This window comes from Microcystis sp. M083S1 (assembly GCF_020246405.1).
Classification (GTDB): domain Bacteria; phylum Cyanobacteriota; class Cyanobacteriia; order Cyanobacteriales; family Microcystaceae; genus Microcystis; species Microcystis aeruginosa_C.
In genome coordinates this window covers 1-23,402 of record NZ_JADBTB010000219.1, presented here as the reverse complement: position 1 = coordinate 23,402, position 23,402 = coordinate 1, and the positions used below count along the sequence as shown (strand labels likewise).

Annotated in this window: 16 protein-coding genes and 2 pseudogenes; 5 read left to right on the top strand and 13 right to left on the bottom strand. The window is 43.1% G+C overall.

What is annotated here, in order from left to right; all coding sequences use genetic code 11:
* Nucleotides 1-412: 412 nt before the first annotated feature.
* The 4 genes from IM450_RS20075 to ribD all read right to left on the bottom strand — a co-directional run bounded on the left by IM450_RS20075 (nucleotide 413) and on the right by ribD (nucleotide 6,288).
* Nucleotides 413-814 carry a 4a-hydroxytetrahydrobiopterin dehydratase gene (locus tag IM450_RS20075; protein ID WP_002801753.1) on the bottom strand — a complete coding sequence of 134 codons (402 nt, stop codon included), beginning with the start codon at nucleotides 812-814 and terminating at the stop codon, nucleotides 413-415.
* Between the two features lie 282 nt (nucleotides 815-1,096).
* On the bottom strand, nucleotides 1,097-2,599 hold the full coding sequence (locus IM450_RS20070; protein ID WP_287667150.1) for a DEAD/DEAH box helicase: 1,503 nt from the start codon (nucleotides 2,597-2,599) through the stop codon (nucleotides 1,097-1,099).
* A 379-nt stretch (nucleotides 2,600-2,978) separates the two neighbouring features.
* A complete protein-coding gene (gene htpG, locus IM450_RS20065) occupies nucleotides 2,979-4,952 on the bottom strand; it encodes a molecular chaperone HtpG (protein WP_287667277.1) in 1,974 nt (657 codons plus the stop codon).
* Between the two features lie 238 nt (nucleotides 4,953-5,190).
* A complete protein-coding gene (ribD, locus tag IM450_RS20060; RefSeq protein WP_287667153.1) occupies nucleotides 5,191-6,288 on the bottom strand; it encodes a bifunctional diaminohydroxyphosphoribosylaminopyrimidine deaminase/5-amino-6-(5-phosphoribosylamino)uracil reductase RibD in 1,098 nt (365 codons plus the stop codon).
* Between the two features lie 482 nt (nucleotides 6,289-6,770).
* Between ribD and IM450_RS20055 the strand changes: the two genes are divergently transcribed.
* From IM450_RS20055 to IM450_RS20045, 3 genes are all read left to right on the top strand, one after another.
* The gene (locus tag IM450_RS20055; RefSeq protein ID WP_287667156.1) at nucleotides 6,771-8,207 is read left to right on the top strand and encodes an ammonium transporter; all 1,437 of its coding nucleotides are present in this window, start codon (nucleotides 6,771-6,773) and stop codon (nucleotides 8,205-8,207) included.
* Between the two features lie 175 nt (nucleotides 8,208-8,382).
* The gene (locus IM450_RS20050) at nucleotides 8,383-9,807 is read left to right on the top strand and encodes an ammonium transporter (protein WP_287667158.1); all 1,425 of its coding nucleotides are present in this window, start codon (nucleotides 8,383-8,385) and stop codon (nucleotides 9,805-9,807) included.
* A 60-nt stretch (nucleotides 9,808-9,867) separates the two neighbouring features.
* Nucleotides 9,868-9,993 (top strand): hypothetical protein, encoded by a 126-nt coding sequence (locus IM450_RS20045; protein ID WP_287667160.1) that lies wholly within the window; start codon nucleotides 9,868-9,870, stop codon nucleotides 9,991-9,993.
* Nucleotides 9,994-10,211: 218 nt separating this feature from the next.
* Here the strand turns inward: IM450_RS20045 and IM450_RS20040 are convergent.
* A pseudogene (locus tag IM450_RS20040) lies at nucleotides 10,212-11,366 on the bottom strand (ISL3 family transposase).
* A gap of 17 nt (nucleotides 11,367-11,383) precedes the next feature.
* On the opposite strand from IM450_RS20040, the pseudogene IM450_RS20035 reads away from it, so the two are divergent.
* Nucleotides 11,384-11,685 (top strand): annotated as a pseudogene (locus tag IM450_RS20035) (hypothetical protein); the annotation flags it as partial.
* A gap of 146 nt (nucleotides 11,686-11,831) precedes the next feature.
* Here IM450_RS20035 and IM450_RS20030 read toward each other — a convergent pair.
* On the bottom strand, nucleotides 11,832-12,866 hold the full coding sequence (locus tag IM450_RS20030) for a hypothetical protein (RefSeq protein WP_002801733.1): 1,035 nt from the start codon (nucleotides 12,864-12,866) through the stop codon (nucleotides 11,832-11,834).
* A 497-nt stretch (nucleotides 12,867-13,363) separates the two neighbouring features.
* Between IM450_RS20030 and IM450_RS20025 the strand changes: the two genes are divergently transcribed.
* A complete protein-coding gene (locus IM450_RS20025; RefSeq protein ID WP_002801730.1) occupies nucleotides 13,364-14,230 on the top strand; it encodes a 6-pyruvoyl trahydropterin synthase family protein in 867 nt (288 codons plus the stop codon).
* Nucleotides 14,231-14,291: 61 nt separating this feature from the next.
* Here the strand turns inward: IM450_RS20025 and IM450_RS20020 are convergent, their stop codons facing one another.
* The 7 genes from IM450_RS20020 to IM450_RS19990 form a co-directional block, all read right to left on the bottom strand.
* Nucleotides 14,292-15,101, bottom strand: a complete 810-nt coding sequence (locus tag IM450_RS20020) for an SDR family NAD(P)-dependent oxidoreductase (RefSeq protein WP_002801727.1) — start codon at nucleotides 15,099-15,101, stop codon at nucleotides 14,292-14,294.
* A gap of 382 nt (nucleotides 15,102-15,483) precedes the next feature.
* Nucleotides 15,484-16,659, bottom strand: a complete 1,176-nt coding sequence (locus IM450_RS20015; RefSeq protein WP_287667165.1) for a hybrid sensor histidine kinase/response regulator — start codon at nucleotides 16,657-16,659, stop codon at nucleotides 15,484-15,486.
* A gap of 294 nt (nucleotides 16,660-16,953) precedes the next feature.
* On the bottom strand, nucleotides 16,954-17,400 hold the full coding sequence (locus IM450_RS20010; RefSeq protein ID WP_002801723.1) for a response regulator: 447 nt from the start codon (nucleotides 17,398-17,400) through the stop codon (nucleotides 16,954-16,956).
* Nucleotides 17,339-19,645, bottom strand: a complete 2,307-nt coding sequence (locus IM450_RS20005) for a sensor histidine kinase (protein WP_002801722.1) — start codon at nucleotides 19,643-19,645, stop codon at nucleotides 17,339-17,341. The genes IM450_RS20010 and IM450_RS20005 overlap by 62 nt, the downstream gene beginning before the upstream one ends.
* Before the next feature lie 384 nt (nucleotides 19,646-20,029).
* Nucleotides 20,030-20,311, bottom strand: a complete 282-nt coding sequence (locus IM450_RS20000) for a type II toxin-antitoxin system RelE/ParE family toxin (RefSeq protein WP_287667170.1) — start codon at nucleotides 20,309-20,311, stop codon at nucleotides 20,030-20,032.
* Nucleotides 20,308-20,532, bottom strand: a complete 225-nt coding sequence (locus IM450_RS19995) for a hypothetical protein (RefSeq protein ID WP_002744271.1) — start codon at nucleotides 20,530-20,532, stop codon at nucleotides 20,308-20,310. Before IM450_RS19995 ends, IM450_RS20000 begins: the two co-directional genes overlap by 4 nt.
* A 341-nt stretch (nucleotides 20,533-20,873) precedes the next feature.
* Nucleotides 20,874-22,925, bottom strand: coding sequence for a M3 family metallopeptidase (locus tag IM450_RS19990; protein WP_287667173.1), 2,052 nt, complete (start codon nucleotides 22,923-22,925; stop codon nucleotides 20,874-20,876).
* Between the last annotated feature and the right edge of the window lie 477 nt (nucleotides 22,926-23,402).

Below are 23,402 nucleotides of genomic sequence, written 5' to 3'. Positions count from 1 at the left end.
TAGTCAGTTACCTAATTTTCAGGGAAAAAGTACCTGAATTTTACCCCCGATCCCTCCAATGGTCGGCACTTTTTGAGGTCAAAAAAGTCTAAAAGCCTTATCCAACAAGGTTTTTAGATTTATTCAGCAAGCCCTAGTTAGATGCTAGACAGGTTTTGATGTCAGATTCATCTTTACTGCCATTTAACCCCGCTTTTCCCATTTTGATGACCGTTCTCCACAGGAAGGGGTTATGCTGTCACTCCATCATCTGGAGGGAAGGACTTTCACCTTCACGGTTATTGAGTTATCAAGGTTCTCAACCTTGTCCTACCCACGTCTGTTAGACTTTTGGTAGGAACGAGTCGCACGATAGATTCTGTACTTGAATGCTTTTAGCGTTTTGCTTACCAAACTACATCTACTATGTAAGCTATTTAGCTAGAAATGTCAAGCCGTCCTCCGCTACGCTAAAGGACGGGGTTTTAGACCCAAATTTTCGATAAATATCATCGGTACGGGCAGCCATGATAAAGTCATTTTGATGTAATCCGCCCACGTCATGGGTCCACCAAGAAACGGTAACTTTGCCCCATTCTGTCAATAAAGCGGGGTGATGGCCTTCTTTTTCCGCCGCTTCTCCCACGGCATTAGTAAAGGCGATTGCCCCTTGAAAATTGGCAAATTTATAGAGTTTTTGCAGACGGGGAATACCCTCGTATTCTAAGAGATTCCAATCGGGAATTTTAGCCTGTAAAGCGGTAATTTCCTCGGCAGTGATAGGAGAAGAACCCGATTGATAAGGTTGACATTTTTGTTGGGCAAGTTCGGTCATAGGGGTATTAATCTAGATTTTTTAAGTAAGTAGTTATAATTAAATTGAAGATAGATTTTGCCTCTGATCCCCCCTGCCTCCCTTGATAAGGGGGGTGCCGATAGGCGGGGGGATCCCCCCTGCCCCCCTTGATAAGGGGGGTGCCGATAGGCGGGGGGATCCCCCCTGCCCCCCTTGATAAGGGGGATCCCACCTGCCCCCCTTGATAAGGGGGGTGTCTGACAACTTTTAACACCTACCTACTTACCTTTATTATAGAGGAAAATCCCCCAGAGAAATTTTCTATTCTTCCTCTGACTCTGGAGAACTTACCCAAGGGGTAGAAGATTCGGCAGCTTTCGGGAAAGAAAAAGATTTTTTCGGAGGAGAAGGCAATAATTCCAATTGTCGATTACCGGTTTTATAGCTAGTTTTATTTTTCTGCTCTCCCCGTCGTCGTTGGGAGGTTTTTTCCTCCGTGGTATTTTCGGCTATCACTTCATACAAAATCGCCCGTTTATCCTCTTGTTGGCCTTTTCTTAAAACCCGTCCCAAACGCTGAATATATTCCCTAGTGGAACCGGTTCCCGATAAAATAATCGCGATGCCTGCTTCCGGCACATCAACCCCTTCATTAAGAACATGGGAAGTCACCAGAATTTTGTATTCTCCCTGACGAAAACGGGTCAGGATTTCATGGCGTTCTTTCACGGGAGTTTGATGGGTTATGGCAGGTATTAAAAAGCTCTCGGAAATGCGGTAAACTGTGGCATTATCGTTGGTAAAAATTAAAATTGGTTCCGGATAGTGTTCACAGATTAACTCGGCTAAAATCCGCAATTTTCCCTGGGTTCCGGAGGATATTTCCTTCGACTCCCGGTGCGCTAACATCGCCCGGCGCCCTTCGCTACTTCTGGCACTAATCATGACAAAATTTTGCCAACCATCTAAACCAGACAAACTGAGATTATTTCTTCTTAAAAAATCATTACGAATCTTAATTGCTTCTTGATATTTTTCCTGTTCTTTGGCGGATAGTTTCACTTTAATTTGAATTATTTCATGATCAGCTAGGGCTTTTCCTGACAAGTCTTGGGGACTTTTTTGATAAACAATTGTACCGATAAGATAATCTAAATCCTGATGACTACCATCACCGCGATCCGGTGTTGCTGTTAAGCCTAAACGATAGGGTGCGATCGAATCTTCCGCTATTTTCCGAAAGAAATCCGATGGTAAATGATGACATTCATCAAAAATCAAAAAAGCGTAACGATTGCCAAGAGTTTCTGAATAAATTGCCGCACTTTGATAGGTGGCGATTAAAATAGCACTATTATCCTTAGAACCTCCCCCTAATAATCCCACCTCGGCATCGGGAAAAGCCGCCAACATCTGGGCATACCACTGGTGCATTAAATCAATAGTCGGCACGATAATTAAGGTGCTGCGGGGAGTCGATTGTAGTGCCAATTGGGCAAGATAGGTTTTACCAGCAGCGGTGGGAAGGACGATAACACCCCTTCTCTGGGATTTTTTCCAAGCGATTAACGCTTCCGTTTGGTGGGGGTAGGGTTCCCGTTCAAAACTGGCAATTAATTCTAAATTGTTAAAAGCTTTTGCTTCATCTTGGAAGTTAATACCCTCCTCCTGTAGAGTTTCCACGAGAGGACGATAATGAATGGCCAAAATGCGAAATCTTTCGATACGATCATCCCAAGTGGCAAAATCTAGCCATTTTTTCCCTTTTGGTGGTGGATGGAGAATTAAGGTTCCTCGCTCATATTTGAGGGTGGGTAAGCGCATTTTTCAGTTATCAGTTATCAGTTATCAGTTATCAGTAAACAGTAAACAGAACCTAGGTTGGGCTTCGTCCGTGAGCTTTTGCCGAACGGTTGAAGCATGAAACCCAACGCCCGCTCATGTTACGCTACCCCTAACCCATCCTACAAATAATTGTGCCTCCCTACTTATCAGTAAACAGTAAACAGTAAACAGTATAAGTGAACTGAAAACTTACATCTGATAACTGATAACTGATAACTGATAACTGATAACTGATAACTTATTCAAGGCTGACGGCGGCAAGATAGCTTATCGTTAGATCATATTGATCGGGTTAAAAAAATAGAGTGTGAATTAACACACTCTCAGCATATCGAAACAGCAAAAGTTTGGCAATAGATTAAATCTTTTCGGTTAGCTTAGTCAGAACGCGATTGGAACGTTCCACAAAAGCTTGCATTCCCTCGGCATCAAATCCTTTTTGAGCGATTAAAGCTAAATCATAAACGTGCTGACAGAGCATTTTCGCTAATTGCGCCGATGGAGATTCGCCGCTACCGGTAACAATACTTCCCTGACTAATCTGGACAATCTGTTGAATTAAGGGATGATTAGTATTAATCATCAGAATATGTTCTTCGGGGAAAGCCATGGCTTTTTGTTGCATCATTGCCGTCATTTCCTGTAAGCGTCGCATCGCTTCTGGAAGTAAGACAATTGCCGGGGGAGTACCTTGGGGATCATCGGATTTCAAGGCTTCAGTTTTGATATTGATGCGGGAATTATCGAGGGCTTTGGCGAAGATTTCTTTGATCAATTCAGCCCGGGTTTTATTACTACCGGGATCGATAATTTCACTAGCTTGATCCTGTTCGAGCAGCGTCGAGTCTAATTCAGAATCAACCCGGGTGAATTTCACATCGGAGTATTCTCTTTCTAGGAAAGGAATAAAGTAATTAGTATCGATGAAAGAATCAAAGAAGAGGATCTCTAACCCTTGATTTTTGTAGAGTTCAACGTAGGTGGATTGGCTACGAGGATCGGTACAGTAAAAAACTCGATTTTCGTGGCGTTCTTTATGGCGTTCTAGGTAGGCTTTGAGAGTAGTATAACCTTCCTGTTCGATCGCTTCTAGGGGAGTTTTCGCCGTTGCTTCTTGCCATGCGTCACCTTCGGCGGTTTGCACTTCCACTTGTACTGTGGTTTCTGGGGGTTTGTAGGTAGTGCGATAGATTAAAATATCTTCTACCTGCTGTTTAAATTTATCCTCTTTCAAGGAACCAAATTTAATAAAGGTTCCCACATCTTCCCAACAACGAATATATTCTTTTGCGTCTTCGTTGTAGAGAGATTTGAGGCGATCAGCAATTTTTTTGGCAATAAAATCGGCAATACGGCGAACGGTACGATCTTTGGTTAAAGCACTTCGAGAGACATTTAAAGGAATATCTGGACTATCGATAACTCCTCGCAAGGGCATCAGGAAATCGGGAATAATTTCCTCGCAATGATCGCTGACAAAAACCTGATTACAGAATAACTTTAACTGTCCTTTTGAGACATCTACATCTGGTCTGAGTTTGGGAAAATAAAGAATGCCATTGAGCAAGAAAGGATAATCGGTATTCAGATGTACCCAGAGTAAAGGTTCTTCTTGGAAAGGATAGAGATAACGATAGAATTCTAGGTAGTCTTCTTTCGTCAGATTTTGAGGAGATTCTTTCCATAAAGCCCGTTGTTGATTAATCACTTCCCCATCAATTTTAATGGGAACGGGCATAAAATCCGAGTAGGTTTTGACTAACTGGCGAATGCGGGCAGCTTCTAAATATTCCCCTTCCTCATCCATTAAAGTTAGGGTGATAGTGGTGCCGATTTGGCTGCGGGAAGAAGCGGTTAGTTCAAACTCCGGAGAACCATCACAGCACCAATGGACAGGGGTGGCACCTTCTTGATAGGAAAGAGTATCAATTTCTACTTTTTTAGCCACCATAAAGGCCGAATAAAAACCCAGGCCAAAATGACCGATTAAATCGTTGGCTGATTTTTGGTATTTATTGATAAATTCTTCCGCACTGGAAAAGGCAACTTGGTTAATATATTTCTTGATTTCTTCCCCCGTCATCCCGATGCCATTATCGGTAATTGATAGGGTACGATTTTCTTTATCGATGGCGAGATTAATTTCTGGTTCGGGGACTTCTCCTCTCGCTTCTCCTGCTAAGGAAGCCATTTTTAATTTCGAGATGGCATCAACACTATTGGATATCAATTCCCGCAGAAAAATTTCATGGTCAGTGTAGAGGGATTTTTTGATAATAGGGAAGATATTCTCGGTATGAATCGTGATATTACCTTTTTCGAGTACCGTCATACGTTCAATCACTAAGGGTTTGACTATTCTAACTTTTTTATTTTGCTCGATAATGGCACCATTGATCACAGAGCGATTGCCCAACTTCCTCTAGGGTGATAACCGTACCGATAAAGGGATTTAACGGCAGCGGGGCGATTTCTAGAACTCGCTCGCAAAAATCGCGGTTATTGATGACTTTTTGACTTTTACAAGCGGTTGGTTGAGATTTGCCGATTGAGGGGGAATTGCAGTAGCTCTACTTTTTACTTGGCAGATATCCCTCAATCAAAATATCGGGATTGAGATAATTAACCGTGACATTTTCTAGCTGTAAAGCTTGACTCATTAACTGGAATCCTAAATCACCCACGGCAGTAGGTGCCTGGATTCCCCCGATGATTTTGGGCGCGATAAAAGCGATAATTTTTTGTACCATGCCCTCAGCGATTGCGGCTGCACTTAAACCGCCGCCGCACTCCCACAAAACCTGACAAAATCCCCTCTGATAAAGATTTTCCATCACTAAAGTGGGTGTCACCTCGGTGAGTTCGATCACTTCCACGCCTTTTGTTAATAATTGTTGCTGAAGCTTGACATTAGAATTAATTTGTGTATAGACAAGGGTGGGAAATTGACTGGTATCCCAAAGATGGGCGGAGGGGGGTAAATCAAGCGATCGAGTCATGACCACGCGCAGGGGATTATGATCAGAGAGGCCGTGAGTGGTGAGGTGGGGATTGTCTTGACGGACAGTGCTACCGCCGACGATAATCGCATCACAGGCCGATCGCAATTGATGGACGATTTGGCGAGAAGCGGGGCTAGTAATCCAAGTGCTATGACCGCTAGTAGCGGCAATTTTGCCATCGAGAGTCATGGCATATTTGAGAATACCGAAGGGTTTTTTAGCGGTGATGCGATGGATAAAACCCTGATTGAGTTGAAGACATTCGGACTCCTCCACTCCCACCAGCGTCTCGATGCCTGCCGATGCTAATCTTTGAATGCCTTTCCCCGCCACTAGGGGATTAGGATCGATCATCCCCACCACCACTTTTTTAATGCCTGCTTGCACAATTGCCTCGCTACAGGGGGGAGTACGTCCATAGTGGTTACAGGGTTCGAGATTGACGTATAAAGTGGCACCACGCGCTTTTTCTGCTGCCTGTCTCAGGGCGAAAACTTCCGCATGGGGTTGTCCGGCCCCCGGGTGAAAACCTTCGCCGATAATTGTCCCCTCTTGAACGATCACAGAACCCACCAAAGGATTAGGAGAAGTCCGCCCCAAGGCTTGCCTAGCAAGGGTTAGACATCTTTGCATCATTGTGCGATCGAATTCCGTTGCCTGGGCCATGGTTTATTTCTCCATAATGAGGGGAGACTTTATCGGTGATCAGTGGGAATTATAAATTATGAATTATGAATTATGAATTGGGTGATGGGGAGATGGGGAGATGGGGAGCGGGAACTATAAATTATGAATTATGAATTGGGAGATGGCTGAGAGGGGAGCGCCGGAGAGGGGAGATAGGGAGCGGGGGAAAAAAAGCTGACGGCTGATGGCTGATAGCTAAAAAGCTGATAACTGATCACTTCTCTACTACTATTATTTTAAAGTGAAACGTATCAGAGGATACAGAAATCTCAAATAAAAAAAAACAAAGATCAAAAAACATTGACTACTCACACATCAAGATAAATCCCTAGGTGTTTGGTCTTCTGAAATGATTGACCTCTGTTCCTAGGATTTAGCGGTTGAACGGACATAATTGCTCGGTGATTATTTTCAAAAGTAATGAATCGACCTACTAACTCAACAAAGTAAACGAATTAACGATGAAACGAATTGCTCGAAAATCTGGGGAACTTGTCGGTTTATTACCGAAAATTAACCCTGTCTGGTTAGCCTGTGTTCCTTTGTCTGCGATTATTTTTGTGGTTTGGAACACGGCCGTACAAGCCCAAGATGCGAAACCCCTAACCCCCGAAGATGTGCAAAACGCCCTCAATACAATCTGGGTTTTAATTGCCGCCATCCTCGTGATCTTTATGAACGCGGGTTTTGCGATGCTAGAAACGGGATTCTGTCGCCAGAAAAACGCCGTTAACGTTCTGGCCAAAAACCTGATCGTTTTCGCCCTCTCCACCATATCATTTTGGGCGATCGGTTTCTCCCTGATGTTTGGGTCTGTCAGTAACGAATTTTTCGGTACAGGAGGCTGGTTCCTTAGCAGTAGCGATCCCGCCACCTACGTTATGCCTGCCTCTTTGCCCACCTCAGTGTTCTTCCTGTTCCAAGTCGCTTTCGCGGGAACGGCGGCAACCATTGTATCTGGGGCAGTGGCAGAACGGATTAAATTCGTCGATTTCCTCGTTTTTAGCTTAATTATCGTCGGTATCATGTACCCGATCACCGGTCACTGGGTTTGGGGTGGCGGTTGGTTAGCTGACCTTGGTTTTAAAGACTTCGCCGGTTCGACGGTGGTTCACTCGGTCGGTGGCTGGTCTGCCTTAACCGGGGCGGCAATTCTCGGCCCGAGAATGGGCAAATACATCAACGGTCGCACCAGTGCCTTACCCGGCCATAACATGAGCATCGCGACCCTGGGTTGTTTAATTCTCTGGATTGGCTGGTTCGGTTTTAACCCCGGTTCTACTTTAGCGGTTAATGAAACTGTACCCTATATCGCTGTCACCACTAACCTCGCCGGGGCCGCCGGTGGCATTGCCGCTACCTTTACCGCTTGGGCGAAAGATGGTAAACCCGACCTTTCGATGATTATTAACGGTATTCTGGCCGGTTTAGTAGCCGTTACTGCCGGTTGTGATGGTGTATCCTATTGGTCGGCGGCAATCATCGGTTTAATTGCCGGTGTAGTCGTGGTTTACTCGGTGGCTTTCTTCGATAACCTGAAAATTGATGACCCCGTGGGTGCCACTTCTGTTCACCTCGTCTGTGGTGTGTTTGGAACTTTAGCCGTCGGTATCTTCAACAAAGATGCCGGTTTAATCACCGGTCAATTCCAACTGTTTATTAACCAAATTATCGGGATTGTGGCAGTAGGGGCATTTACCCTGATTGTTAGTGGTATTGTTTGGACAATCCTCAAGGCTACCCTCGGTATTCGTGTTACTCCCGAAGAAGAAATGGAAGGTTTGGATGTGGGTGAACACGGAATGGAAGCCTATAGCGGTTTCGTCAAGGAGTCCGATATCGTTACCGGCGGCCATTATGCTTCCAGTGTTGACATGGAAACGCCTAGCACTCGTTAGGGTAAACCTTGTAAAGATAGATTAACCTATCCCCGACAAAGTTAAAGAGAAAAGGAAGAAGGCCTCGCCCCGATGCGATCGGTGGCTACAATTACCTTCTAAACCTTTTCTCTTTCGGTTTTTTGTCTCTTTCCGGACAGAAAAAATTAATCTTGCTACTAGGCACCAACCGTCAATGAAAAAGATCGTAGGAATAACCATACTTTTGCTGGGACTGGGATTCAATTGCGGAGTTGCCCCAGTTTTTGCGGAAACCATCGCCGCCGCTCCCCCCAATCCGATTAGTGCTGGAGATACCGCTTGGATGCTGATCTCGTCGGCTTTAGTTTTATTAATGACCCCCGGACTGGCTTTTTTTTATGGGGGTTTAGTACGTTCGCGTAACGTCCTCAACACCATGATGATGAGCTTGGTGGCCATGGGCGTCATCGGTGTAACTTGGGTGCTTTGGGGTTATAGTCTCGCTTTTGATGTCACCCCGGGTAAAAGTGGTTTTGGTGAAGGGATTGAAGCTTTTATCGGTGGTCTGGATTGGATTTTTCTCAACGGAGTCACCGCCGCCGCACCTGACAATATCGGTTATGCACCCACCGTTCCCCATCAAGTGTTTATGGTCTATCAGATGATGTTCGCCATCATCACCCCGGCTTTAATTTCGGGGGCGATCGTAGAACGGGTTAACTTTAAAGCCTATTTTTGGTTTTTACTGCTTTGGTCCACCTTGATCTATTCTCCCCTAGCTCACTGGGTTTGGGGTAAGGGTTGGTTGGCTGCCACCGGGGCGCTGGATTTCGCCGGTGGAACCGTTGTTCACATTAGTTCTGGGATTTCCGCACTGGTGGCCGCTTGGGTGATAGGTCCGCGGCGTAGTTTTGGTGTCCAAGCCTATGCACCCCATAATGTGCCGTTTGTTCTTCTGGGTATCGGTTTACTCTGGTTCGGTTGGTTTGGTTTTAATGGTGGTAGCGCGCTTTCCTCTAGTTCCCTAGCCACGACAGCTTTTGTTAATACCACGATCGCCGCTTCGGCCGGGGGTTTGACATGGATGTTTATAGAATGGATTTTACGCGGTAAACCGACAGCGATCGGTATTGCTAGTGGATTTTTGGGGGGATTAGTCGGTATAACTCCTGCTGCCGGCTATGTACTGCCGATTGGGGCGATTCTCATTGGTTCGATCACTGCCCTTACCTGTTTTTTTGCGGTTAGTCTGCGGGCAAAATTGCGCTTTGATGATTCTTTGGATACCTATCCCGTCCATGGTGTCGGCGGGACAATAGGGGCGCTGCTTACGGGGCTTTTTGCCACAAAAGCGGTTAATTCAGCCGGAAATGATGGTTTATTTTTTGGGAATCCGGGGTTGCTGTGGACGCAATTTGTTGGCGTTGCCGCTACTTATATCTTTGCTGCCGTCGGCACTTTTGTCATCCTGAAAGTTCTCGGTTTATTTATGGAGCTGCGGGTTAAACCGAATACGGAAGCAGAAGGGTTAGATGTTCCTCAACACGGAGAGGAAGCCTACGGACAAGAATTCGAGTTTGGTAGCAGCCTTTCCTACCAAGAAAATTCTCCGACCACAAATCCTCGAGAAAATTATTAGCGATTCAATCGGCTATCAGTCTGGCTAACAGAGGCGAAATTTCGTCTCTGTGAAACTGGGTTGAACAATTCCGTTTTTGGTCGTCTTGTCTCTGTCACCGGGGGTTGTGATCCTGTCCGTCACTGGCAAAGAATGCTCGCTCTTTACTATCCAGAGATTCTCGAAGACCCAAAAACTCTCCGCTAAGGCTTAATGATACCAAATCCGTTGAGTATAGGCTACTTATGAGGAGAAGTAAAAGGCAAGAGCCAAAATGGAAAAGGGTGAATAAATAATCAGTTTTTAATAACCAGATTTAGTATGATTCATTCTGCGAATCTAATTCTTTTTTTTGCTACCCTTAATCGCTGATGAGGTAAGCCAGGGAGCAGGGGGATCTTCTGGTTTTCTTGTGTTAATTTTTGTTATGAATTAAAGCAAGCAAACAGCTTAAGTCGAAGATGTTCAAAATTGGTAAATCCATAACTTATTCTTTTAATAAGCTTTATTTTGGTATTCATTCCCTCAATTAATCCGTTGGTTGTATGATTTTCAAAGTAATTACAGATACCCGACAAATGCTTCTGGATCATACTGGCACTACTTTGATATAATATTCCGCCTATTCTTATCCATTTTTCCAATTTTCTCTCAGCACCTTTGAACGTTCTACAACCTTGATAAATTTGTCTAATTTCTTCTTTCATTTCGTCGGCTATTCCCAAGCATGGATGTTCTTTCAAGATAACTTCTAGTTGTTGTTTTTGCTCGTCCTTTAAGTCCTCTTTATTCTTCCATAATAAATGAGGTAATCCTTTTTCATGCACCCCCATTAACTTTCTCAATTTATTAAGCTCGTCATTGATGATATCCATTACATGAAAACGGCATAGATGATTTTAGCATTGGGAAATAATTCCTTGATCACTGCTGTAAATCCTGACCACATATCGACGCTCACTTCTTTCACCTTCTCTCGAACCGCCTGGAGGCTGTGCTTTTAAGGCTTCCATTAATTCTTCTTGCTTATGTCCTTTAATCACATCTAGTAAAATTTTATTGTTCAGTTCTACGATCGTTGTTATGAAATCTTTATGTCCTTTTAAGTTACTAAATTCATCTAAGCTTATTCGTTCTGGTGCTTCCCACTCTTCCTTTTCTAGTTCTTTAGCAAAGTGATTAAATATTAATTCAACTTCTTCCCATGCCAACCCTTCTTCTCGACTCATTTCTTCGATACTAGAATTTTTTACTCTCTCATAAATCATCGATTCATAGCGGATTGTATGATGCTGTCTTAATCTCATCAAACTCAATCTTTCGCTAATATACTTTTGGCAATTTTGACAATGAAACTGGCGGCGTGGTACTTCTAAATATACTCGATTGCCTAATATTGATAAATCTCTGACTAGATTATACTCTGTCTGATTGATTCTGTCCAAGGTTTCATGGAAATTCGGACATTCAATTGTTTCATTTAAAAGAGCGAGCTTTAGGAAAATTGTCTGCTCAATTTTTTGATAATTGACCCCTGTTACATTTGGTAAATCGAGGAGTTGATCAAAATTTATCCAGATAACCCACCTCCTGTTCTGTGTTACTATTATACCATGCTCACACAGAACCTAGAAGAGCCGAAAACGTCACAGAAACTCCCCTTTTATCACCCAAAGGAACCTTCCCTGCCAAAGTTGTCAAAGTTATTGACGACTATAAATTAGTAATGAATAGAGGTGAAATTAGTGGAATTCGAAAAGGTCAAAGAATGATGGTTTATCCTATCGATGACGAAGAAATATTAGATGCGCATACTGGCGAATCTTTGGGTTATCTTGATTTAGTACAGGAAGGGTAATTTTCGTTCAAGATAAAATATCTATAATTGAAACCGATCAGAAAAAAACCTATAGAAAAAGTGTCAAGTCAATCTCAGTAACTACTCAACTACTCGCCATCTAAGAGAGATAAGTGAATACTACCCCAAAAACTGGGTAAAAAGAGGACTTCAAAGATTACTGTCCCCAATCACCGAGAACCATTGGCTATTGAGCAGTGATGATTTTCAGGGTTTTCATTTGCAGTTGATTCAATTTCAACAGGAGACGACGACGCAAAAAGAACTGTTCTTGTTGCCAGAGAGAAAGGGAACACCATTGATTATAGGCGGGAACACATTCATTCAAGATAAACTGATGCCAACATTGAAGAAGATGGCTAACAGTCACGGTTTTCGACCTTTCTTGATAATGAGATTTTATTTGCCGCCTTAAAAAATTGTTGTCCCGCAATTGTTTGAGATAATAAATAACATCATTCTCATTATTAGCAGTAAAGAAATCTAGCTCACTTTTGTACTCTGCTTGAAAAGCGGATTCATTTCCCAAAATAGCAGGAACACCTGCTAACCAGGCATTATACAGCTTAGTGGCGGGTTTCCAAGGATAAGTTTCCTTAGAGTCGAAACGACGAACAGCGACGATTGCATCTACTTGACGATAATCATGCCAAAACTGATCATTAGTTTGAATGCACCAGTTTAAACCTAAATTATCTACCTGCCGTTGCCATTCGGGTTTGCGTAAGGGGGGAGCTAAATTGGAGGTAAGGCCAAAATAAACTACATTTTCAAACTGATCGCCCCGTTGGGGATCGCGAGGAAATAAGCCTGGTTGAGTCCAATGGGGTAAAAAGTATCGCTTACCTGGTAAAAGATAGCGATCTTCGGCTATTGATTGTATATAAAGTTGAGAAGCAGTTAATTCCTGTCGATTCTGGACAATATGAATTTGAGCGTAGGGTTGAGGATTTTGATCCCCTTTAACACAAGCCAGTAATAACTTGGGATAGGGTTGAAAATCATAAGCTAACGATTCTCGATGACCAATTACAATGCCTTCTTTAGGGATAGTATCTACTAATTCACAGGGAAAGTTCGATTCGCGTAATCGCAAATAAGTTTGTAAAATCCAAGCCAATGAACCTCGACCCGTTCGTAATTGATCGGCGTGATCGGGCAAAGGGTCGGGTCGATGGGAAGCGGGAAGATGAAAATAAATAGGAGGTATTTGCTCGACCATAAATTATAGGACTTACCCATTGACAAAGTGCCGATTCAGAGCTGAAGTGCAAGGAAGTCTGAAGTATGTTTGTAGAATACTTGATCGGGAGTTTGATAGTCAAGGGATTTTCGGCCTTGCTGATTTGAGACTTGAATCTTCTTTTGTGGGATTTTTAAAACCTAGACCCAAACTAACTTTTGGATACGATGCACGGTTGGCATTAAGTAGGTGGGTGGAATTAAATATAAAATGAACGTAGGTTGGGTTGAAGCATGAAACCCAACGCCCGCATGGGTTACGCTACCGCTAACCCATCCTACAAATAATTGTGCCTACCTACTTAATACCTTGATTCAGCAACGCCAATTTTCTGACTAGAAGCTCACAGCGATCGCACCCTGCTGGAATTGAGGGATAACTTTCCCCGGTCTGCAAGCCAGAGGGGACAAAACTGGTTTATGCTAGAAAGGGTTACTCTTAACGTAACTTTACAAAGTCATTGATCGCCCACATTTATGGATTGCATCATCAATCGTCGAGCGCGGTTTTCAGCCAGCCATCGCTATTATTTGCCAGAATGGGACGAAGCCGAAAATCAAAGACTTTTTGGTCTTGGTAGCCGTTTTCCCGGTCATGGTCACAATTACGAATTATACGTCTCCCTATACAAAGAACTCAATCTTTATGGCATGGTGGAGAATCTCTCCACCGTTAAACAGGTAATTAAACGAGAGATAACCAGTCAATTAGACTACTCCTATCTCAATCAAGTCTGGCCGGAATTTCAGCAAACCCTACCCACCACAGAAAATATCGCTAGAGTTATCTGGCAAAGATTAGCACCCTATTTACCATTGGTCAAAATTCAACTATTTGAACACCCCGAATTGTGGGCAGAATATCAAGGAAAAGATATGGAAGCAACTTTAACCGTCAAAACCCATTTTAGTGCCGCTCATCGTTTGGCTTTACCGCAATTAACCCTCGAACAAAACTCGGAAATCTACGGCAAATGCGCCAGGGTAAACGGTCATGGCCATAATTATCACCTAGAAGTATCCGTGGCGGGAGAAATCGATCCCCGCACCGGTATGATCGTTGATCTAGGGGATTTACAAAAAGCGATCGATGAATTGGTAGTAGAACCCTTCGATCATGCTTTTTTAAATAAGGATATTCCCTACTTTGCCGAAGTGGTTCCCACTGCCGAAAATATTGCCTTACACATCGCTCAACTATTGGAGGAACGGATCCGCCAATTAGGAGCCGAATTAGATAAAGTTAAACTAATTGAAAGTCCCAATAATTCTGCGGAAATCCACTGTCGTGGTTCGGTTCAAGCTCCCCGACAACTTCTAGAAAAAACCCTGACAGCCGTTTAATTGCCTGTTGGTGAAGGTGATTAGGGTGAGCCATGCTCACCCTGATAGATTTAATCAAACCCTAGTTAAACACTTCTCGCCATCCTCGCTTTCCTTTGCTTTGGCGTAAGGGAGAAGCTAAATCGACAATTTTCTCAAGCAGTTTCGGGGCCAATTTTTGACACCAAAGAGCTAGATGACTTTGCCAACCGACGACAATTTCCGTTTTTTGCCTATTTAACCCGGTAATTAGAGTTTGGGCGACTTCTTCGGCGCTCATCGGTTTTAACCATCGAAATAACTGCAATTCTCGCACCATATCCGTATCGGTTAAAGAGGGTAAGAGGGTGATAACTTTGATGTTGTGTTCCCGTAATTCCGACCTGAGAGCTTGACTAAAACCCAAAATGGCAAATTTGGTGGCCGAGTAGGTGGCGAAGCTAGGAGCGGCAATTTTACCCATCATGCTGGAAACATTGACAATCGTTCCCTGTCCCCTAATTGCCATCCGGCGGGCAATTAAGCGAGTAACTGTGTACATGGCCATCAGATTTAAAGATATTTCTGCTTGCACTTGCGAGAATTGCGATCGCAGAAAGGGGGTTTGATGGGCAATACCAGCACAGTTAACGAGGATATCAATGCCACGGCATTCTTGCCAAACGCGGATAATTGAAGGACTAACAAGGTCATTTTCAGTTAAATCTAGGGCTAAAGGTGTGGCAATGACCCCTAGGGACTCAATTTCTTTCGCTAGTTTTTCTAATCGCTCTTGATCTCTGGCAACAATCACAATTCTGCTTAAACCTTGTCGGGCTAATTCTAAGGCGATCGCTCGTCCAATGCCCCGGGATGCCCCCGTGACTAGGGCTGTTTTTCCCTGTAATTTCATGATCAAACTCCTGTTTTAAGCAACAGTACAGAAATTTATTGGTTTTGCTTCTAAAATCTTTGATTTGTGCATCTATACCCTACATAAGTAGTGAAGCAATCGAGGGATAGATGGATAGGTTAGGGTGCATGGGATTTTTCCTCCTTCAAAGCGCACTCTTGAACCCACGGTAACAGTTGTCTTTACAAACAGCAATCTTTTTTAACACTTTTCTGGAAAATCACTCGATCGGATGAACGCTCAGGGTGATCCTCAATCCTATGGAAGGGGAGCAGGGAGAGGGGAGAGGTAGGGTTGATTCATGAATCAACCCTACTATGAATCAACCCTAGGGCAGAGGGGCAGCAGAAAAAAAAATTGTGGTGCCACCCTATCGTTCATCTCAATTTAGGTGTTCAATGTCGGTAATAATCGGTAGAATCACCGTGATCTTTGTGCCTTTTCCTTCCTCACTTTCCAAGTGAATTTGTCCTTTGTGCGCTTCCACACAGCGTCCGACAATGGCTAATCCTAATCCCGTTCCTTGAATATTATCGACATTGCTACCGCGATAAAAAGGTTTAAATAAATGTTCTTGATCTTTGCTGGGAATACCAATTCCTCGATCGATAATTTTAAAGACTACCTGCTCGGATTCGACAATAATCTTAAATTCTACCTGGTTCCCTTGGGGTGAATATTTGAGAGCATTTCCCAGTAAATTTGTCAAGATATGTTTAATTAAATTTATATCCCAAAGTCCTCTTTCTAAGCTGCCCTCAACTTGGAAAATAATTGCTAATTGCGGCTCCGGCTTAACAATAAAAGATTCTACTAATTTTTGACAATAATCAAGCAAATCAACTGGATCAAATTGACAGTATAATCTCCCGGAATCGGCCCGGCCAATTAATAACACTTCTGTGAGCAATTGATCCATGTCTTTAATGGCCGATCGAATCATGCGAAAATAGCTAACTTGCTGATCTTTTGTCAACCGATCGCGACTTTCTTCTAATAATCCAGCCGAGAGTAAAATTTTATTTAAAGGATTGCGAAAATCGTGGGATAACATGGAAACAAATTCAGTTTTTAACTGATTTAATTCCTGAGCTTTTTCCAGTTGATTAGTGCGTTCAATCACGCTCATTTTTAAAGCTTCGTTCGATTCTCGTAAAGCTTCCTCCATCTGTTTTCGCTCGATCGCATAACATAGAGATCGAGTTAAAATTTCTAAACTTACTTCTCTTTTAATTAAATAATCCTGCGCTCCCTGACGTAGTGCTGCTAAAGCCAAATTATCATCATTAGTATTAGTTAAAACCACGATCGGCAATTTCGGAGCCGTAATTAAAAGGGGAGCTAAGGATTCCAAACCCTGACTATCTGGTAAAGTTAGATCTAATAAAATTACATCAAAATTTGTTTGTTGTAACAGAGAAATCGCTTCGGATAATCTTGACACATTAACCAGATGAAATTCTTTTTTTTCATTACCCTTAAGAATTTCCTTTAATAATCGAGCTTCGGCTAAATTATCCTCGATTAAAAGAACTTTTATATCCTGCGAGAGTCCCATTTTTTAATCAAGAGTTAAAGAGATTTGGGAGGTTAGGAAGTGGGGTGTGGGGTGTAGGGTGTAGGGTGTAGGGTGTAGGGTGTAGGGTGTGGGGAGAGGGAATTATGAATTATGAATTATGAATTATGAAGTGGGGTGTGGGGTGTGGGGAGAATAAATAGAAATAATCTCCTGACTCCTGACTCCTGAATCCTATCTCCTGATCACTGATCCCTGACTCCTATCTCCTATCTCCTATCTCCTATCTCCTGACTCCTGACTCCTGACTCCTGATAACTGATAACTGATCATGATTCACTCACTGGGTAAAGTAGCGGTTTCTAACCAAAAAGCCTCGATATTTTTGACAATTTTGAACAAATCGTTGAGATTGCGTGACTTGGTTATATAACAATTAACGTGCAGTTCATAGCTATAAAAAATATCCTCCTCGTTGCGAGAAGTGGTTAAAACCACCACAGGAATTCTTTTTAAACTGGGATCGTTTTTTATTTCCGCTAATACCTCCCGTCCGTCTTTTCTTGGTAAATTCAGATCGAGAAGAATCAGATTAGGACGGGGAGAATCGAGATACTCCCCTTCTCGACGCAGATAATCCATGGCGTTGACACCATCCCTAACGATAACTAATTCGTGCGGGACGGTGCTAGTTTTTAATGCCTCTTGGATGAGGCGAATATCAGCTTTGCTGTCCTCCACTAATAAGATAATTTTGTGTGGCACGTCCTCGCCAGCGCTCACGCTCGTTACCTCCTAGGGGAATTGTAAAATAGAAAACCGCTCCTTTGCCTAATTGGGATTCTACCCAAATTCGTCCGCGATGACACTCGATAATTTTCTTACAAATCGCCAAACCCATACCTGTGCCGGGGTACTCGTCGCGGGTGTGCAGTCGTTGGAAAATCACGAAAATGCGTTCGGAAAATCGGGGATCGATACCAATTCCATTATCGGTGACAGAGAACAGCCATTCCTCCTCTTGACGTTGCGCGGAAATATGAATAGTGGGAGTCGCTTTTCCTCGGAATTTAATGGCATTACCGATGAGATTTTGGAACAATTGCATTAACTGGGTTTTATCTGCCATGACAATTGGCAAAGGATCAAAAGTGATCATAGCTTGACTTTCCTGAATTCTCCCTTTCAGGTTAGCGAGAGCTTTTTCCAGTGCCAGATTAGCATCGATGGTATTAAACTCTGCCGCCTGCATATCCACTTTCGAGTAAGCCAGCACATCATCTATTAATGTTTGCATCAAGCTGACACCTTCGACGGCAAAAGTAATAAATTCTTTAGCATCTTCGTCCAGTTCTTCGGTGTAGCGCATTTCTAGCAACTGCACATAGTTGGCGACTTGATTGAGGGGTTCCTGTAAATCGTGGGAAGCGACGTAGGCGAATTTTTTTAATTCGGCGTTCGATAGTTCCAAATCCCGCGCTAAACGTGCCAATTCATCGGCTTGTTTTAAGATGATATTGACGATCGCTTTTCGTAATTCTAGTGCGGCGTTAATTTCTACTGCTTTCCAGGGTAAAGATTTGAGGCGAACGGTTTCTTTCCAGAGGGAGAAAGATTTACGCGGACAGAGACGAATATCACCATCTATGGCAGTCGTTTCGATCGCTTTACCCGGATCACCACCCCAGTTCACGGTTTGAATTACTTCTGGACGAAACCAGAGGAGATAATTACGTTTAGAAATGGGAATTGCTAGTAAACCACTGGCAATATCTTTAAACTTACCCGCATCGGTATAAATTCGCGGTAAGGAATTAGTATAGTAAACATCTTCATGGACGTTTTTTTCTAGCCAAGTAATCAGATAATTTAGTTCTTCTTCGCTCGGTGTTACTCCAATTAAGGTATAATTGCCGCCTAAACAAATAGCGGCTCCTGTGGCTTTAGTTAGATCGAGCAGATTCGGTTTATGGGCAATTAATCCATCAATAAAGTTATTAGCTTCCGCCATATAATCGATTAATTGCGATTGCACAAAGCTTAATTTTACTCGATAGTCATAATCCTCGGTTTCTTCCCGTGCCGATATTTCCGAGAAAATTACTCTTCCTAAGAACTCACAAGCTTTACGGAGTTCGTAGGGTACATATTTAGGGGTGCGATGATGACAGGCAATAATGCCCCAGAGACGTTTATTTTCAATCAGAGAAATAGTTAGAGATGCTCCCACTCCCATGTTATGCAGATATTCTAAATGACAGGGAGAAGCACTTCTAAGACTGGACAGGGTTAAATTTAAGGGTTGTTGAGTTTCGGGGTGAAGAACAGGCACTAGATCGACGGGTTCAGAGGTAGCATCGGGAATCTGTCGAATCCAATTAGCGCTTAATAAATTTCGTGCCGGGAGAGGGATATCGGAAGCGGGATAACGTAAACCTAGATAGGGTTCTAGTTGCTCTATTTTGTCTTCTGCTATCACATCACCGTTATCTTCTTCGTCGAATTTGTATAACATAACTCGATCGAATCCTGTCATTTTTCGCACTTCTTTAACGATGATATTACAGAAATCTTTCAGGCTACGGGTGGCTTCAAGTTTATCGATCGAAGTTTTGGCTAGGTGATAGAATCTCAGGAAAGGAATGTTTTCATAGGAAATAGCTGGTTCTAACTCTAAAATCAGCATTTGTTCGGCGTTGCGGTGAAAAATAGCATCAAAGACGGCAAAATCATCCCCTTTAACCCGCGCCCAAATTTTGGAGGGATTGATAGCATCAAAATCGTTATTTTTTATGGCTGATTTCAGAGGATCGATCTGAAAGGGATCGAAGATTTCCTCTAGGGTTTTACCGATAATTTCCCCCGGAGAAATACCCAATAAACTGCGGCTATTACTGCTAGTTTGGCTGACTTTTAGCTCCGGTTCGCTGAGAACTAAAAGCACCCCGTGCGGTTGAATTCGGTTATAGAGATGGATCGGTTCCCGTTCGATCGAAGTTGGGTTAATTGTCTCGGTTAGAACTTCCATGTGTATTGCCCCCAGAGGATTTTTGCCAAGTTGAAAACTCTTTGTTTATTAAAACTATTTCTTCTCACTTTCAGGGAGCGATCGAGAATAAATTTACTTCTCTTAATACTAGGCCATCAAAAGTAATAAAACTTTAATTAATCAGTTATCTATCGAGCAGTCCTGTTCATTTCCCTTTATTATAATCGGTTTTTCTCTGAGAATCTAGGGTAATTTGTTAAGAATTAAGAGTTAATGTTACAAGGGACAGATAATTCTTAATAAAAATATATGGTAGTTAAGGGGTTTCAAAACCCAAAATTGCAAGGAAAGCACCCTAGAAAAGTAGGCAATATCGCACTGTGATTGTGCAATTGATAAGAAAGAACAAATTCAAGAGATCAATTAGTAAACTTGATCGTGTTTGCCAATATCAACTATAACAATTAAAGTTTCTCCTGAATCAGTATCTTGACGAAAAGTAAAAATAATACGGCAATCATAACTAACAGAACATGACCAATAACCTTCTAATCTACCTGTCAGCTTATGAGATTTTAAAGAAGGGGTGAAGGGATTATCTTCTAACAAATGTAGAACCTCTGATACCTTGCTTTGTAGTTGAGGATTTTTGCTGATTAAGCGATGAAAAGCTCTTTTAAAGCTTTTGTCAGCAACTAATTTCATTCTTCTTCATCCTCTAACAAATAAGCCATTATCTCTTCAGCACTGCCTTTTTTTGCTGTTCCCATTGCTAAAGATTTTAAGGTTTCTTCGCCATTTTTAGCCATCTCCTCCCGGCGTTTCTCAATGCGTCTTTTACGAATTAGCTCAAACAAATAATCTTGGTCTTCAATGGATAGACTCTCTACCGATTCGATCAGATCTTGAAAAAATGCGATACTCATTAAAGTTTCCCCCTGTTAGTTAACTTTTTTTTCCTGATATGCTAAGTAGCTGGTTATAATTAAATTAAAAATGGATTTTAGGTTCGATCCCCCCTAGCCCCCCTTGATAAGGGGGGAAGCCGAAGGCGGGGGGATCCCCCTTGATAAGGGGGGTGCCGATCCCCCCTTAGTCCCCCCTTTAATCCCCCCTTAATAAGGGGGGGATCTGACAACTTTTAACGCCTACCTACTTATCACAATATATTCAAGTAGGGTGCGTCAGGCAATCCCTTGTTTTTAGGGAAAAAATCAAGAGCTAAATATTACCGTAACGCACCACAAAGAAAAGTGTTTGACTACTTTTATAAGCCGCTATGACGGAGGAGAGGCTCGGTACTAGGTTCACGACCGCGGAAAGCTTTAAAAACATTCATAGGATGAGAACTTCCCCCCATAGCTAAGACAGTATCGCGAAAACGGCGACCGATCGCTTTCACTGCTTCTTCGTTATCTAATCCCACTTCCTCGAAAGCGGCAAAAGCATCGGCGCTGAGAACTTCCGCCCATTTATAACTATAGTAACCCGCCGCATAACCGCCAGCGAAAATATGTCCAAAAGAACACAAGAAAGCATCTTCCGGTAGAGGAGGAATTATCGTCGTCGTTGCCGCTAAACGCTGTCTGACTTGTTTAGGAGTTTCGCCGCCATTGGGTTGATAACGATGGTGTAATTCCAAATCTACTAAAGACAAATGTAGCTGACGCAGCATAGCCGAACCGCTCATATAATTCTTAGCTAGGAGCAGTTTTTGATAGTAATGTTCGGGGAGAGTTTCACCGGTTTCGTAGTGTTTGGCCATACTCATTAAAGTAGGGCGATCATAACACCAATTTTCCATAAATTGACTGGGCAATTCCACCGCGTCCCACTCAACGTTATTAATACCCGCCGCGCCGGAATAGTCCACAGTGGTTAACATATGCTGTAAACCGTGGCCAAATTCGTGAAATAGGGTAGTTACCTCCTCAAAGGTCATTAAACTGGGGTTTCCGTCCACTGGAGGCGTTTGATTGCAGATTAAATAAGCCACAGGTAAACGCACTTCGGTGCCGGTTTTGGCCCGACCGATACAGACATCCATCCAAGCGCCGCCGCGTTTTTCGGCGGGACGACTGTAGGCATCGAGGTAGAAATAGGCAATTTTTTCGCCCTTTTCGTCATTAATCTGGAAATAACGCACATCGGGATGCCAGATAGGGGACTGACCGTCGGCAGCGATAATTTCTACCCCAAAAATCCGTTTAGCGAGGCTAAATATGCCTTCTAAAACCCGTGGTAGGGGGAAATAGGGGCGTAATTCCTCGGCACTAAAGTTAAACTTGGCCTGACGCTGTTTTTCTGACCAATAGGCTATATCCCAATGCTTGAGATCGTCGGTTCCCGCAAAAGTTTTTAAGGCCTCTAAATCCTGTTTTGCCGCTTCATAGCTGACTTGGCGCAAATTGTCAAGCAATTTCTCGATTTCATCCACAGAATTGGCCATTTTCCTGGCAAGACTGACCTCGGCGTAGGTACTATAACCTAAAAGATGGGCCTGTTCCTGACGAAGTTGCAAAATGCGATCAATTAAGGGATTATTATCCAATTCTCCCAGATCAGCCCGACTAACGTAGGCTTTATAGAGTTTTTCGCGCAATTCCCGATTATCGCTGTACTTCATAAAGGGGAAATAACTGGGAAAATCGAGGGTAATCACCCAGGGGCCGGTTTCGCTGCTGGCGTTAGTTTCTCCTTGGCCCCGGGCGGTTTGGGCGGCTAAACTAAGGAGACTAGGGGGTAAACCGGCGATATCTTCTGGGGTTGTTAGTTTCAGTTGAAAAGCTTTGGTGGCATCGAGGATGTTATTAGAAAATTTCGTGGTGATTTCCGCTAATTCCAGTTGAATCGCGTTAAATCTGTCTTTTTTCTCCCCTACTAATCCCACCCCGGCCAATTGAGCATCCCGCAGGGAAGCTTCGACAATGCGCTGTTGTGTCTCGTCTAATTGCCCCCAGCTTTCTCCTTGGCGCAGGGACAAAAATGCCTCATAAATGGGTTTACTTTGGCTTAAACGGCTAATAAACTCGACTACCTGCGGTTGTACAGTTTCGTAGGCTTGACGCAATTCTGGGCTATTTTTTACCCCCATCAGATGACCGATAATCCCCCAACTCCAGCTTAAACGTTCTTCGATCCGGGTGAGGGGTTCGACTAATTTTTCCCAAGTGGGGGCAATCTGTGCTTCTAGATCGGTTAATTCTCCAGCCAGTTCCTGCAAAAGTTGCGTCATGCCAGGGACAATCAGGCCGGGTTGGATTTGGTCAAAAGCCGGTAATCCTTGACCGGCAAGCAGCGGGTTACTGGTGTTCGTCATAATTGTTGGTCTGCAAGGGTGGGTAATCTGTATCTTTTACTACCCTAACCCAAATCCCCGACCATCTATCCGGGCGATCGATTGCCGGAGCTTTTTCAGTGGGGTGTAGGGTGTAGGGTGTGGGGTGTGGGGTGTAGGGTGTGGGGTGTGGGGAAAGAAACCTCTTTCATCTGTGGGGGTGAAAATTTTTTCATTGGGACTGCCTCTGTTGATCAAAGATAAGCAAACATTATCTATTGACTGCAAAAGATTGAGAATATTTAAATTAACATTCCGCAATATTTACAAATTCTTAAGAATTAATTGAGAAAGATTTTTATTTAATAACGATGTTACAAGGGTTACAGCGATTTGATAGAATTTCATAGTGGGTTATTCTGTGCTTTTTTGGGCAGCAATAGTTGAAACCCTTGCCACACCTAGAAGGTCTTCTGAATTAGGACGGTCAAATCAGTCAATTTCACCCATAACGATGAT

Excerpts from the sequence above, each read along its gene's own strand:
- IM450_RS20055 (WP_287667156.1), top strand. The coding sequence starts at position 6,771 with ATGAAACGAATTGCTCGAAAATCTGGGGAACTTGTCGGTTTATTACCG.
- IM450_RS20000 (WP_287667170.1), bottom strand. The coding sequence starts at position 20,311 with ATGAAATTAGTTGCTGACAAAAGCTTTAAAAGAGCTTTTCATCGCTTA.
- IM450_RS20075 (WP_002801753.1), bottom strand. The coding sequence starts at position 814 with ATGACCGAACTTGCCCAACAAAAATGTCAACCTTATCAATCGGGTTCT.
- IM450_RS20015 (WP_287667165.1), bottom strand. The coding sequence starts at position 16,659 with ATGGGACTCTCGCAGGATATAAAAGTTCTTTTAATCGAGGATAATTTA.
- IM450_RS20005 (WP_002801722.1), bottom strand. The coding sequence starts at position 19,645 with ATGGAAGTTCTAACCGAGACAATTAACCCAACTTCGATCGAACGGGAA.
- htpG (WP_287667277.1), bottom strand. The coding sequence starts at position 4,952 with ATGACGGTACTCGAAAAAGGTAATATCACGATTCATACCGAGAATATC.
- ribD (WP_287667153.1), bottom strand. The coding sequence starts at position 6,288 with ATGGCCCAGGCAACGGAATTCGATCGCACAATGATGCAAAGATGTCTA.
- IM450_RS20030 (WP_002801733.1), bottom strand. The coding sequence starts at position 12,866 with ATGGTCGAGCAAATACCTCCTATTTATTTTCATCTTCCCGCTTCCCAT.
- IM450_RS20020 (WP_002801727.1), bottom strand. The coding sequence starts at position 15,101 with ATGAAATTACAGGGAAAAACAGCCCTAGTCACGGGGGCATCCCGGGGC.
- IM450_RS20070 (WP_287667150.1), bottom strand. The coding sequence starts at position 2,599 with ATGCGCTTACCCACCCTCAAATATGAGCGAGGAACCTTAATTCTCCAT.
- IM450_RS19995 (WP_002744271.1), bottom strand. The coding sequence starts at position 20,532 with ATGAGTATCGCATTTTTTCAAGATCTGATCGAATCGGTAGAGAGTCTA.
- IM450_RS20025 (WP_002801730.1), top strand. The coding sequence starts at position 13,364 with ATGGATTGCATCATCAATCGTCGAGCGCGGTTTTCAGCCAGCCATCGC.
- IM450_RS19990 (WP_287667173.1), bottom strand. The coding sequence starts at position 22,925 with ATGACGAACACCAGTAACCCGCTGCTTGCCGGTCAAGGATTACCGGCT.
- IM450_RS20050 (WP_287667158.1), top strand. The coding sequence starts at position 8,383 with ATGAAAAAGATCGTAGGAATAACCATACTTTTGCTGGGACTGGGATTC.